Consider the following 12531-nt stretch of genomic DNA (forward strand, 5'->3'; position numbering starts at 1 on the left):
CGGACTGGCAGGTCAGCCGGGTGCTGCGCAGGCCGGTCGGCCGGGTGGGCGGGCTGGTGTCGGCGGCGAACCCGGCCGCCGGCCGGCTGCTGGTCGCCGGTGCGGCCGTCGCGGCGTTGGCGGGTACGNCTGGTGGGGACTGGTCCGCACGGGTGTTCTTCCTTCCCGGGGTTTCTGGTCAGTACGGGTAGCCGGGGACGTTGAGTCGCACGCTGTACAGGCCGGAGTCGTTCGTTCGGCCGGAGGTGATGTAGAGGGTCTGCCGGTCGGGTCCGCCGAACGCCACGTTGGTGGTGCCGGCGCCGCCGGAGCGGATCGTGCCGAGCTGCGCGCCGGCGGGCGAGTAGACGTGGATCAGCCCGTCCGAGCCGGAGGCCCAGTACACGTTGCCGGCGCAGTCGATGGTGACCCCGTCGGGACCGCCGAGGTAGTTCACGAAGACGCTGCGGGCGCCGGTGCTGCCGTCGGGCTGGACGACGTACTTGTAGATCTTGTTCTCGGAGTAGGCGCCCACGTAGAGCGTGCCGCCGTCCGGGGAGAGCGCGATGCCGTTGGGTTGCCGCAGCCGGTCGTCCACCAGCGACACCTGGCCGCCGGAGACGCGGAAGACGCTGGTACGTCCGCTCATCTGGTCGGGTCGGCTGCCACGCTGGAAGTTGGGGTCGGTGAAGTAGACGACGCCGTCGGAACGGACCGCGACGTCGTTGGGTGAGTTGAACGCGCGGCCCTGGTAGTCGGCGGCGACGGTGCTGCGGGCCCGGTCGCTCAGCCGGTATGCGGAGACGGTCCGCTGGTCGTGGGTGGCGGCGATGAGCTGCTGGGCGTCGGGGCTGAGTGCCAGACCGTTGCTGCCGGCGTTGGCGATGAAGGTGTCGAAGGTCGCCGGCGGGGTGAACCGGCGGATCGTGGCGGGCTGTACGTTGTTCGGCCCGGTGCCCGCGGCCATGTCGGACATCAGCAGGTAGCCGCCGTCGGCGATCCAGACCGGTCCTTCGAGGAACGAGAACCCGCTCTGGATCTTCGTCGCGGACACGGAGCTGGCCGGCAGGGGCGGGCCGTACCCGGTGCCCCCCGGGCAGACCCCGGGGGGCGCGCCGGGTGGGCCGGCGANGCGTCCCGAGGTGCCGGGGGTGCGGGCGCGGCACCGGCAGGGCCTGGTGCGGTGGTGAGTGCCACGCACAGGCCGGTGAGTGCGGCGATGGTGGGACGCCAGGTCATCGGGGTACTCCAATCGGGGTCGGTGAATGCCAGGACCGTGGTTGCCGGTGAACCGGCCTCGGCCGCCGCCACTTGTTATCGATAGACATCGATGCTTATGTGACGCAGCTTAGGCGAGGATGCGGCGGCCCGCATCCGTTCCTCACGATCACCTTCGGCAGGAGCCTCGAAGGCGCCGTTCAGGGAGCCGGTACGGCGGACGCACGCAGTGCCGCGGCCAGCCACTCGTACGGGAACTGCTCCGGTGGCCCGTTGACCACGGCGGCCACCAGCTCCATGTACCGCTCGAAGGGGCCCTCCGCCGGCATGCGGTCCCACTCTGCGCCCGCCAGCATGTGGTCGGCCGTCTGGACCCGGAACTCGGGCGTGTCCGGCAACCCGGGGGCGTCCGGTGTCGCGAAGATGCCGGTCAGCCACCCCATCCACTGATCGGCTATCGCCCGCCCCTCGGGCGAGTCCGGCGGCACCTGCCCACGCGCCGCGTCCATCACCGGCTGACCGATCGCCGCACCCGCCTCCAGGGAATCCAGCATCGGCGACGAGGTCATCAACGGCCCCGCACCGGTGGTGCAGGCTTCCTGCAACTCACGGCGTACGGCCTGCCGGACATCGGTGTCGCGCACCAGTTCGGCCAGCTCGATCCACGCCTCCAACTGGGCTGCGGTGGGCTGCTCGGGCAGCTCCGGCCGGGCCGCCCGCCACCACTGCACCATCCGCTCCGGCGGCTCCCAACCGGTGGTGACCTCGGTCCAGAAATCGTCGATCAGCCGGTCGCGTTCCTCGTCCGACATGCCCACCAGCTTGTGCATCAACATGACCTGCCCGGCCGTGGAGTCCTGCCGCACGATTGCTGACAGCACCGCGCGGCGACTGCGCAGCCGCGCCTCCTGCCGCGCGAGCAGGGCCAGGTGGGTGGTTGCCAGCTCGCGCAGCGTCGCCTCGCCGGCCAGCACCCGCCGGATCTCGTCCAGACCCGCGTCGAGTTCCCGCAGCGTCCGGACCAGCTCCAACCGGGCGATGGCCGACACGTCGTACAGGCGGTGGCCGGCCGGGGTGGTGGCGGCCGGCGTGACGACGCCGGCGTCCGCGTAGTACCGGACGGCGCTGACGCTCAATCCGGTACGCCGGGCGACATCCCCGATCGCGTAGAGATCCTTCATGTCCATGTGCACCACTATGCGACCTCAAGCGGCTTGAGATGCCAGCCCTCAGTTCGATCCGGACACGGAAGACCGACCGCCGGTCGAGACCCATCAGGATGATGTTGCCCCGGTCACCCGAGCAGCGCCGCCGCCGTGGTCAGGGTCCCCAGCGACAGGGTCGTGGTCACCACCACCGTCCGGTTGGCCACCACCTCGCCGACGCCGTACTCCTGGGCGAAGATGAACGCGTTCTGGGCTGTCGGCAGGCCCGCGCACACCACCACGGCGAGCAACTGCGGCGCGGACAGGTGCAGGACTAGCCCGGCCGCATACGCGGTGACCGGCTGTGCGACGAGCTTCAGCGCGCAGATCACGGCCAGCCCGGCCGGCTCGGCTGGCTCGGCCGGCGCCGTACGGTGCAGCGACGCGCCGAGCGCGACCAGGGCGGTCGGAACCGCGGCGCCCGACAGCAGGGTGAGCGACGCGTCGGCCGCCGACGGCAGACGCAGGCCACCGCCTCGCCCAGCAGACCCCGACGGCAGGCCACGTAGCCGACCGCGTTAAGGATCCAGATCGGTACGAACGCAGACACCACGCTCATCCGGCCGTCACCTGCCGCAGGGGGAAGCCACGCGTTCCACCTCGCATCCCGTCCCGCGGTTCTACCATGCGCTCGACAGCGTGCGGAACCGGATGGAGGATCGCGCCATGAACGACCACCGCGTCCTCGGCCCCCGGCCGACCCGGCCGGATCCGCATGGTCGCCGATGAGCGGGCCCGGGACGTCCCTGGCCACCAGCGACGGGCTGGGCTGGCGGACGGTCAGCGCCAGCCTGTGCGCGGATCCGGCGCAGCTCAGGGAGTTCGTCGCGCCGGCCGGGCCGGACCTGACGATGGTGCTCGTGGTCGCCGGGCGGTACACGATCGAGAGCCGGGCCGGAGCAGCGCGCTACCGGCCCGGATCGGTCGCGGTGAACGCGCCCGGCCGGGAGAGCGTGTTCCGGTGGCACTCGACCGGGACGCAGACGCTGCGCTCGTTCCACCTGCGGTTCCCGTCCGCGGTGCTGCACCAGACGCTCGACGACCTGGCCATGGCCCACGGCGATCTGGAGCGGCTGGACGCGCTGTCGCTGGCGGACCCGTACCTGTCGTCGTCGCTGTTCGCCCTGCACCGGGCGCTCGGCGCCGGCGCGGCCGGGCTCTACGCGGACACGGTCGCCGGCGCGCTGCTGACCCACCTGGTGCACACCGGCCTGCGCGTACGGCCTGACCAGGGCGGGACGGGCGTGGACGCCGGGCCGCTGAGCAGGCGGGAGCTGGCGCGGGTGGTGGACTACATGCACGCGAACCTCGGCGCGAACATTCAGCTCGATGAGCTGGCCGCGGTGGCGAACGTCAGCAAGTTCCACTTCCTGCGGATGTTCGCCCGGTCGACCGGCCTCACCCCGTACCGCTACCTGACCCGGGAGCGGATGCGGCACGGGGCGGGCCTGCTGCGCGGCAGCGAGCTGAGCGTGCAGCAGATCGCCGTGGCCTGCGGGTACGCCAGCGCCAGCCGCTTCTCAGCCGCGTTCCGCCGCCAGTACGGCATCACGCCGGCCGCCTACCGCAACTGAGCCCGGGACGCTCAGGCTCGGCGTCCGCGCCGGTCAGGGCGCGGGGTGCAGCAGTTCCTCGTACCCGAGCGTGCGGTAGAAGTCGCGGCGGATCCGGTCACCGATCCGGAAGACCTCCTCCGCGCCGTCCTGCGCCGGGTCGATGTAGACGCGGAACGGCCGCTGACCCTTCGGCAGGCCGACCAGCGCCGCGACCTGGCGGGCCACCTCGCCCGGGTCGGCGTCCTCCGGCGACAGCGACGCCTGCTTCGCGAGCAGGTCGTCCATCGTGGACGCGTACAGCTCGTCGTACTCCTTGGCGGTCGTCTCGTCCTCCGGATGACCGGCGTGCGCGTAGTGGTTCGTCCCGGTGGTGAACGAGCCCGGCACGACGATCGACGACTCGATGCCGAAACGGGACACCTCGGCCGCGATGCTGACCGCGAGCGCGTCCTCGGCCGCCTTGGCCGCGAAGTACGGCCCCAGCCAGGGTGGCGTGCCACCGCGGGCACTGGACGAGCCGATCCAGACCAGCAGGCCGTCGCGCCGACGGCGCATGTGCGGCAGGACCGCGCGGTTGACCCGCTGCGTCGACAGCACGTTGGTGTCGTACACGTCGGCGAGCTGCGCGACGGTGAACGCCTCGACCGGGCCGAGCGTCATGTGGCCGGCGTTGTGCACCACCACGTCGACGCGCCCGTGCTCGCCGATGATCCGCTCCACCGCGGCGTCGACGGACGACTGGTCGGAGACATCCAGCTCGATCGCCCGCGCGTGGACGCGGTGCTCCTGCGCGTACGCGGCGAGATCGGTCACGGCCTGGGCGTTGCGGTCGGCGGTGTGGCGCATGCCGGCGTAGACGACGTCGTCGCCGCTGGCCAGCGAACGGGCGATCATGGCGCCGAACCCGCTCGACGCGCCGGTCACCAGGATGATCCTGCTCATCAGATGACGCCTCCGTTGACGAAGATGGTCTGGCCGTTGACCCAGCGGGCCGGCCCGGCGAGGAACGCGACGACCTCGGCCGCGTCGTCCGGCTCGCCGAGCCGCTCCAGCGGCGCCGCCTTGGCCATGCCGTCGATCACCTCCGGCCGCTTGCCGTCCAGGAAGAACGGTGTGGCGGTCGGTCCGGGCGCGACCGCGTTGACCGTGATGTCCCGGCCGCGCAGCTCCTTGGCCAGGATCGGGGTCAGCGCCTCCACGGCCGCCTTGCTCGCCGTGTAGGCGGCGTACGTCGGCAGCGCCAACTTCCGTACCGTGGACGCGAAATTGATCAGAGCGCCGCCGTTACGCAGCCGCCGCGCCGCCTGCTGACTGAGCAGGAACGCGCCGCGTACGTTGATCCGCTGCATGGTGTCGAAGTCCTCGACATCCATCTCGGTCAGCGGGCTGAGGATCATGACGCCGGCCGTGTTGACCACCACGTCCACGCCGCCGAACTCGCGCTCCACGGTGTCGAAGAGATCCCGTACCTGCTGCGGGTCGGTGATGTCGGCCTGCGCGGTCCCGGCGGCGCCGCCGTCCGCGATGATCTGCTTCGCTGTCTCCTCCGCGGGTGCGGGATTGCCGGCGTAGTGCACCACCACGGTCATGCCGTCCGCGGCGAGCCGGGCGGCCACCCGGCGGCCGATGCCACCGGAGCCGCCGATGACCAGAACGATCCGTTCGCTGTCTGACACGTCTTGCCCTTCGGGATCAGGGGATCACAGGGGCGGCCGGACGCCGCCAGCCACCGCTTACCCGCCGGTGACGGACCCGGCCCGCCCCGGGTTGCGGCATCACCCCCGCAAATTGCGCTGTTCGCGGACGGGGCACTCACCACGACGGGGGCACGTCCACCCTTGATCCACTACGCTGGTGGCGCTGTCCCACATGACCGAAGGATGCCCATGGCCCGCCCCTACCGTCCCGGACCGAAGCAGTTCGTCTTCACCGCCGGTGACGGCGACGCCCACCACGTCTCGGTGGGCGACCCGCAGGAAGCCTACGAGGCCTTCTCCGCGTTCTTCCGGGGTCGGGAGTCCGACACCTATACCGTCAGGGACGAGCCGGCGGGGCAGAGCCTGGTGCTCAGGCCCCGGCTGGGGGCGATCAGTCGGATCGAGGACGCGGACCAACCTCGGTCGGAACACCTCAAGGTCGACCGCGCCAACCGCTATCTGCCGGGCGCGATGCTGTTCTTCGAGAACGGATATGCCGGCCTCGACTACTTCGGCCAGTGGTTTCCCGAACTCTCCGACCTCGACGAGTCGCCGGAAACCCGCGGCGCCGCCCGCGCCGCCGCGTTCACGACGGAGGCGGCGGCGATCGACGAAGTCGGCCGGATCTGGGCGGATTCTGGCATCGTCGATCCGACGGACCAGTACTACGTCTTCTTCGAGTCGCAGGATGCCGACCATGACCGGGCCGGACGAGCCGAACTGCTCCAGTTGATCGACTTTCTCGGTCTCGAACGCGTCGACGCCCCGGCCGGGGCTCACGGGGGCGAGGTCTGGGTGCGTGCCGACCCGCGCCTCGACGCGGAGTGCGCCCGGTGGGCGTGAGCAGGGCGGTGAGGGACGTCGTCTTCGCGCGCAGCGACGCCTGGATCCCGAGCGTGATCCGCTCCGACGGCGAGCTGAGGCTGATGCTCGCCGCCGGCGCCGACGCCAACCATGAGCCCCGCACGTTCACGTTTCCGATCTCCGAAGCCCACCTCGCGGTGATCCGGGCGGACCTGGGTCGACACCTGCTGCTCTGGAGCGCGCTCCTTCCGCTGGGCGACGCCGCCGGCATCCAGGGCCGGCTCGACGAGGACGCTGCCGTCGCGCTCCTCGACCCGGTCCTGCTCTCCCCGCCCGAGGACGTCGACGCGCTCTTCCGACGCATCCGGTCCGACAGCAGCCGGCTCGTCGCCCATGGCGCCGACATCGACCTGCTGGAGCGGGGTCGGGTCTGCGAGGCGATGCGCGCGGCGACGGAGGGGGCGGACGAGAAACGTGCGCAGGAGCATCACGCGAACCTCCGTCGCGCCGAGCGCGGCGTGGTCCTCGGTCCGCTCGACGCCGGGCTCCTGAGGTTCACCGGCCAGTACGTGCATGGCGCGACGATTCCGAGGCGGCTGCCCGACGCCGTCGACCCCGCGCTGCTGCCCCAGGTCATGCGCGTGATCGCCACCGCGGAGCAGGCGTGCGCCGGGATGCGGATCGGCCTCGATCCGCGGCGGGGAAACCGGACCACGGACAGGCGCGACTGGGACCGGATGACGGCGGCGGTCGACGATGCCGTCCGTCGCGCGTACCCCGAACTGGTGGATGACGCGGTGCGGACGGTGAGCTTCCTGATGTGTTCGGAGGCTGCGGACCGCGCCCGGAGCGCCCCGGTGGAAGACGACGAGGAGGCTGCCGAGTCGACGAAGGCGGCCCTGTCGTTCACCGACGACAAGGGCGGCGAGAAGACCTGGGTACGGGGCGGTCCTCGCGGTGCCTCCGCCGAGTTCTGGGCGTTCGTCGCCGATCGCTCGGCCTCGGACAACGAGGTGTTCACCATCGAGGACGAGGAGTTGGGGGAGGGGATCCAACTGCACTTCTACGCGGATTCCATCGCCCGGATCACGACGGTGCGACACCAGGCCGGTGCGGATCCGCAGTACCAGGTCGAGTACCGCCTGGTCGACGGCATCGGCGGGTACCGGAAGCTGGTGCGCGCCTTCGTCCGCGGCGGCTGCGCCGCACTCGACCAGCACGGGCCCTGGATGTCGGACGTCGCCGAGTTCGAGCGTGCGCGTCGTCGGCGCGACGCCCGGTAGTCCGGCGAGCCGGCTACCGGTCGGCGGCGAGGAAGTCCGTCAGGATCTCGGTGAACCGCGTCGGCTGTTCCTCGGCCGGGTAGTGGCCGCAGTCGTCGAGGACCACGCCGGTGACGTCGTCGGCCGCGAGCTGCATGGTGTGGGCGGCGCCCGGGCCGCTCCAGAGCGCGCCGCCGACGGCGAGCACCGGTAGCGTCAGCCGGGTCCTGCTGCGTTGCTGGTTCTGCGCGATCGTCTCGTCCAGCGCCCGGTAGTAGGCGAAGCTCGCCCGTAGCCCGCGCGGGTCCGCGACGATCGCGTCGACGTAGACGTCGACGGCGTACGCGGGGATCGAGGTCGGGGTGGCGGCCTTGGTGGCGAACTGCCAGCCGAAGAAGAGCTGCTCCCGCCCCCGGACCAGGTCCTCGTTGAGGTCGGTGAGCCGGTTGAAGCCGAACTGCCAGAGCTTCTGGTTGGCCGAGGCCGGGCCGAAGAACGGCGGGGACGGGACGACTCCGGGGATCACGGCTTCGAGCACGGCGAGCCGCCCCACCCGATCGGGGTGATCGGCCGCGAGGGCATACGCGGTCCACGTACCGATGTCGTGGCCGACCACGTCGAACCGGTCGTGCCCGAGCGCGGACATCAGCGCGGCCAGGTCGGCGGCCAGCGTGCCGGCGTCGTAACCGTCGTCGGGCTTGTCGGAGAGCCCGGCCCCACGCGAGTCGACGGCGACGACGGTGTGCTCACGGGCGAGCGCGGGCATCACCTTCCGCCAGGCGTACCAGGTCTGGGGCCAGCCACCGACTAGCAGCAGCGCCGGGCCGTGCCCGCCGGTGACGGCGTGCAGCCGCAGCCCGTCCACGTCCACGAGGCGGCTGGTGAAGACGTCGGTGAACCCGTCGGGCAGCCGCAGCGAACTCAAGGTTGTCATGCCGGGAAGCATACGCATCTTTGAACGATCAGTACAAGATGGTTAGACTGACCCACATGGCGGGCCGCAAGCAGTTCGACGTCGACGAGGCGCTACGACGCGCGATGCTCGTCTTCTGGCGCTGGGGCTATTCCGAGGCCTCGATCGAGCGCCTCACCGAGGGCACGGGCCTGGGCCGGGGCTCGCTCTACGGCACCTTCGGCGACAAGGGCACCCTGTTCCGCAAGAGCCTCCAGCGGTACGCCGAGACCTACCACCCGCTCTACCTTCAAGCGCTGTCCGGCCCCCACGCCGACCCGGGCGCCGTGATCACCGCCTACCTGCGGGTCACCCTGAACCGCATCGCCGACCCGGCGGTCCCGGACGGCTGCCTGCTCACCATGTCGGCCGCGCAGCTCCCGGCACTCGACCCGGAGAGCCAGACGATGGTCCGCACCATGATCGTCAGCCTGCGGACGATGCTGGAGCAGGCGTTGCTGGCGGCGGGGGTCGGTGAGCAGGAGGCGGCCGAGCGGGCATTGTGCGCGCTGGCGACGAACAAGTCCCTGGCGGTGCTGAGCCGCGCCGGCTTCACCGGCGACGACCTGGCAACCGTCGCCGCGACCGCCGCCCGTATCTGACTCAGAACACCTAGCCCGCCGACGCCGCCGGCACGGCCGGGGCGGCCAGCTTGGCCCGGGGTCGGTCGGCGTCCGGGTGGCGCAGCTCGTCGAAGATCGTCAGCGCCTCCCGCCAGGCCCGGCGCGCGGCGTCGAGGTCGCCGGCCGCCTGGAGGCTGTCACCCAGGTTGTCCAGCACCTCCGCCTCGTCGTACCGGTCGCCGAGTTCCCGGTGCAGCGCCAGCGCCCGCCGGTAGCAGTCTGCGGCCCGGTCGTGGTCGCCCAGACCGTGCCGGACGTAGCCGAGGCTGTCCCAGGTCAGCGCCGCGCCGTGCCGGTCGCCGGTCTCCTCGTGCAGCCGCAGCGCCGCCTGGCAGCAGTGCAGCGCCGGCCCCGGCTCGCCGAGCCGGGCGTGCATCCAGCCCAGGTTGTTGAGCGCCTTGGCCTGCCCGACCCGGTAGTCGGCGGCCCGGTACAGGTCGAGGGCCAGCCGGGTCTCGTCGAGCGCCGCCCGCAGCCGGCCCTGCCGGGCGAGCACCCAGCTCACCCCGATGTGCGTGTGCGCGCGACCGGTGTCGTCGCCCAACTCGCGGTACAGCTCCAGGTCGCGTCGGTAGTGCCGGTGCGCCGCCTCGTGGTCGCCCGACCAGGTGCAGGCGATGGCGAGACCCCGGTGCGCCAGGGCCTGACCGGCCAGGTCACCCCGGCGCAGCGCCGCCGCCAGGGCGGTCCGCTGCGCGGCGGCCAGCTCCGGCCAGTGTCCGCTGCGATCGAGGTACGTGGTGAGGGCCGCCGCCAGCGTCCACGCGTGCCGGTCCAGGCCGGCGTCCGCGGCCTGCTCCACACACGCCAGCAGGACGTGGTGCTCGGCGGCGAACCACGCGATCGCCCACGGATGCTCCGGGCGGCCGCCCACCGTCACGCCCGGCTCGGGCGGCGGCAGCGCTGCCGGCCGCGCCAACCGGTACGGGTCGAGCAGGTGGTCCCCCGCGTGCGAGGCGTGCAGGTAGTGGTCGAGCAGGCGGCGTCGGGCCGCCTTCCGCTCGGCCTCGGGGTCGGTGCCGTGACACAGCTCCGAGGCGTACGCGCGAAGCAGGTCGTGCATCGCGTACCGGCCGGCGGTCCGCTCGGTGAGCAGGTTCGCGCGGGTGAGCTCGGCCAGCAGCGGGCCGACCCGGGCCGGCGGCAGGCCGGCGAGGCTGGCCACCGCCGCCCGCCCGGCGTCCGGGCCGGGGTGCAGCCCGAGCAGCCGGAACAACCGGGCCGACTCGGCGTCCAACGCCCGGTACGACCAGGAGAAGACCGCCCGTACGTCGGTCGCCGGGTCGCCGGTGGCCAGCGCGGTGAGCCGGTCCGGGTCGGTGTCCCGCAGTTCGGTGGCGAGCGCCGCCAGCGGCACGTCGGGCTGCCCGACGGCGCGGGCCGCGACGACGGCCAGGGCCAGCGGCAGGCCGGCGCAGTGGCGCACGATCTCGTCCAGCGCCGCCGTCTCGCGCCCGGCGCGCCCGCGACCGAGCCGACCGGTCAGCAGTTCCCGGGCCTCGGCCGGGGGCAGCAGGTCCAGCGTCACCGGGTGGGCCCCGGCGTTGACCACCAGGCCGGTGAGCCGGTTGCGGCTGGTCACCACGACCAGGCTGCCCGAGGAGCCCGGCAGCAGGGGACGTACCTGCTCGTCGTCGCGGGCGTTGTCGAGCAGCACCAGGAGCCGGCGGTCGGCGAGCAGGGTACGGAAGAGGGCGGCCTGACCGGGCAGGTCGGTGGGCACCCGCTGGGGCGGTACGTGCAGCGCCTCCAGGAAGCCGCGCAGCGCCTCGCCCGGCGACACGGCCCGGCCGTCGAGGTCGAACCCGCGCAGGTTGACGTAGAGCTGCCCGTCCGGGTAGCGGTGCGCGATCCGGTGGGCCCAGTGCACCGCGAGGGTGGTCTTGCCGACCCCGGCGGTGCCGGCGATGGCGGAGATGACGACCGCTGGCCCCGGACCGCCCTCGCCGCCGTCCCGGGCCGGTCCCGTCGGCCCGGCGGGCAGCAACGCGTCCAGTTGCCGCAGCGCCGCCGCGCGGCCGGTGAACCAGGCGGGCGCGCCGGGAAGCTGCGCCGGCGGCGGACCGGCGGGTACGGCGGTCGCGGGCTCCGCGGGTGCGGGTGCTGCGGCTGCGGGCTCGGCCGGCGTCCGCCCCCGCAGCACCCGCAGGTGGGCCCCGCTCAACTCGGGGCCGGGCTCCACGCCCAACTCGTCGACGAGGTGGCGGCGGGTCTCGGCGTAGAGCCGCAGCGCGGCGGCCTGCTGGCCGCACCCGGCCAGGGCGAGCAGGTACCCGGCCACCAGCGGTTCCCGCAGCGGATGCTCGGCCACCAGGGGGCGCAGGGTACGCGCGGTCGCGGCGAACCGGCCGAGGTCGAGTTCCACGGCGGCGAGCCGCTCGTACGCGAGCAGCCGCTGCTCGTCCAGGCCGGCGGCGGCAGCGTCGACGAACGCTCCGGCCGCGCCGGCCAGCGCCGGCCCCCGCCAGAGCGCCAAGCCGTCGCGCAGCAGTCGCGCCGCCTCCGCCCGCCGGCCGGCCGCCTCCTCCGCGCGGGCCCGCTCGACCGCCACGGTGAACTCGGCGAGGTCCAGCTCGCCCCCGCGTACGGTCAGTCGGTAGCCGCCGCCCTGGGTCGTCAACAGGTCGGTCGCGCCCGCCTCCCGCAGGGCCGCCCGGATCCGGGACACGCAGACCTGGACCTGGGTCCGGGCGCTGGCCGGCGGGTCGTCGGCCCAGAGCGCCGACACGAGCTGCCCGACGGGGACCAGCCGGTCGGCGTTGAGGAGCAGCAGCGCGAGCACCGCGCGTTGCTGGGGGCGGTCGATGGGAAGGACCCGACCCCCGGCGGTCACCTGGACGGGGCCGAGGAGGGACCACCGCATGATTTTCCCCGTCAGTCGTGATCGGACGACCACAGTCTATTGACGGCGCGGCCGGCACGGCCGGCGCCAAGCCGTCGGATAGCAGACGACAAGCGGCCCCGCCGAGGCTTTCCCCAGCCGCCGAACCCGTGGGTACGGCGGGGGGGGGGGNGAGTAACCAAGCGACGGGGCATGCTGACGGCCGTCGTGTCGACGGCTGCCGTGGTGGGCGGCCTGGGCTGGGCGGCACCGGCGTCGGCGGGGCCGGCGGGGTTGGAAACGGTCAGCCAGTCGGCGGCGGAGAGCAGCGCGGACAAGTCGGCGCTCGCGTCCTGCCCGGCCGGCAAGGTGGTCACCGGGGGCGGCGCCTTCCTGCCCACCGGCTCGTCGGCC

General features: G+C 72.9%; 11 protein-coding genes. 4 read left to right on the plus strand and 7 right to left on the minus strand.

The features are described from left to right. Window positions 1–178: 178 nt before the first annotated feature. The 3 genes from B1205_RS10345 to B1205_RS10355 form a co-directional block, all read right to left on the minus strand. Window positions 179–1033 (minus strand): SMP-30/gluconolactonase/LRE family protein, encoded by an 855-nt coding sequence (locus tag B1205_RS10345; protein WP_254909838.1) that lies wholly within the window; start codon window positions 1031–1033, stop codon window positions 179–181. Window positions 1034–1397: 364 nt separating this feature from the next. Continuing rightward, the gene (locus tag B1205_RS10350; RefSeq protein ID WP_089155825.1) at window positions 1398–2384 is read right to left on the minus strand and encodes a MerR family transcriptional regulator; all 987 of its coding nucleotides are present in this window, start codon (window positions 2382–2384) and stop codon (window positions 1398–1400) included. Between the two features lie 107 nt (window positions 2385–2491). Then, a complete protein-coding gene (locus B1205_RS10355; protein ID WP_369597281.1) occupies window positions 2492–2902 on the minus strand; it encodes an AEC family transporter in 411 nt (136 codons plus the stop codon). A 225-nt stretch (window positions 2903–3127) separates the two neighbouring features. Here B1205_RS10355 and B1205_RS10360 point away from each other — a divergent pair, with 225 nt between their 5' ends. Next, window positions 3128–3976: an AraC family transcriptional regulator gene (locus B1205_RS10360; RefSeq protein ID WP_089155417.1), complete on the plus strand. Its 849-nt coding sequence runs from the start codon at window positions 3128–3130 to the stop codon at window positions 3974–3976. Window positions 3977–4009: 33 nt separating this feature from the next. Here B1205_RS10360 and B1205_RS10365 read toward each other — a convergent pair whose 3' ends face one another. Next, window positions 4010–4900, minus strand: a complete 891-nt coding sequence (locus tag B1205_RS10365) for an SDR family oxidoreductase (protein ID WP_089155418.1) — start codon at window positions 4898–4900, stop codon at window positions 4010–4012. Then, a complete protein-coding gene (locus B1205_RS10370; RefSeq protein WP_089155419.1) occupies window positions 4900–5634 on the minus strand; it encodes an SDR family oxidoreductase in 735 nt (244 codons plus the stop codon). Before B1205_RS10370 ends, B1205_RS10365 begins: the two co-directional genes overlap by 1 nt. A 285-nt stretch (window positions 5635–5919) precedes the next feature. Between B1205_RS10370 and B1205_RS10375 the strand changes: the two genes are divergently transcribed. Then, on the plus strand, window positions 5920–6498 hold the full coding sequence (locus B1205_RS10375; RefSeq protein WP_254909839.1) for a hypothetical protein: 579 nt from the start codon (window positions 5920–5922) through the stop codon (window positions 6496–6498). An 8-nt stretch (window positions 6499–6506) separates the two neighbouring features. Further along, window positions 6507–7742, plus strand: coding sequence for a DUF6357 family protein (locus B1205_RS10380; protein ID WP_176308526.1), 1236 nt, complete (start codon window positions 6507–6509; stop codon window positions 7740–7742). Window positions 7743–7755: 13 nt separating this feature from the next. Here the strand turns inward: B1205_RS10380 and B1205_RS10385 are convergent, their stop codons facing one another. Then, window positions 7756–8655 carry an alpha/beta fold hydrolase gene (locus tag B1205_RS10385; protein ID WP_176308527.1) on the minus strand — a complete coding sequence of 300 codons (900 nt, stop codon included), beginning with the start codon at window positions 8653–8655 and terminating at the stop codon, window positions 7756–7758. 56 nt (window positions 8656–8711) lie between these two features. Here B1205_RS10385 and B1205_RS10390 point away from each other — a divergent pair, with 56 nt between their 5' ends. Then, the gene (locus B1205_RS10390; protein ID WP_089155422.1) at window positions 8712–9275 is read left to right on the plus strand and encodes a TetR/AcrR family transcriptional regulator; all 564 of its coding nucleotides are present in this window, start codon (window positions 8712–8714) and stop codon (window positions 9273–9275) included. 10 nt (window positions 9276–9285) lie between these two features. Here the strand turns inward: B1205_RS10390 and B1205_RS10395 are convergent, their stop codons facing one another. Further along, the gene (locus tag B1205_RS10395) at window positions 9286–12159 is read right to left on the minus strand and encodes an AfsR/SARP family transcriptional regulator (protein ID WP_089155423.1); all 2874 of its coding nucleotides are present in this window, start codon (window positions 12157–12159) and stop codon (window positions 9286–9288) included. Window positions 12160–12531: the final 372 nt, after the last annotated feature.

This window comes from Micromonospora sp. NBS 11-29, from assembly GCF_002140155.1.
In the GTDB taxonomy this organism is placed as follows: domain Bacteria; phylum Actinomycetota; class Actinomycetes; order Mycobacteriales; family Micromonosporaceae; genus Micromonospora.

Bases quoted from the DNA above. Each gene is read 5' to 3' on its own strand.
- B1205_RS10350 (WP_089155825.1), bottom strand. From the start codon at position 2,384: ATGGACATGAAGGATCTCTACGCGATCGGGGATGTCGCCCGGCGTACC.
- B1205_RS10360 (WP_089155417.1), top strand. From the start codon at position 3,128: ATGAGCGGGCCCGGGACGTCCCTGGCCACCAGCGACGGGCTGGGCTGG.
- B1205_RS10365 (WP_089155418.1), bottom strand. From the start codon at position 4,900: ATGAGCAGGATCATCCTGGTGACCGGCGCGTCGAGCGGGTTCGGCGCC.
- B1205_RS10385 (WP_176308527.1), bottom strand. From the start codon at position 8,655: ATGACAACCTTGAGTTCGCTGCGGCTGCCCGACGGGTTCACCGACGTC.
- B1205_RS10390 (WP_089155422.1), top strand. From the start codon at position 8,712: ATGGCGGGCCGCAAGCAGTTCGACGTCGACGAGGCGCTACGACGCGCG.
- B1205_RS10395 (WP_089155423.1), bottom strand. From the start codon at position 12,159: ATGCGGTGGTCCCTCCTCGGCCCCGTCCAGGTGACCGCCGGGGGTCGG.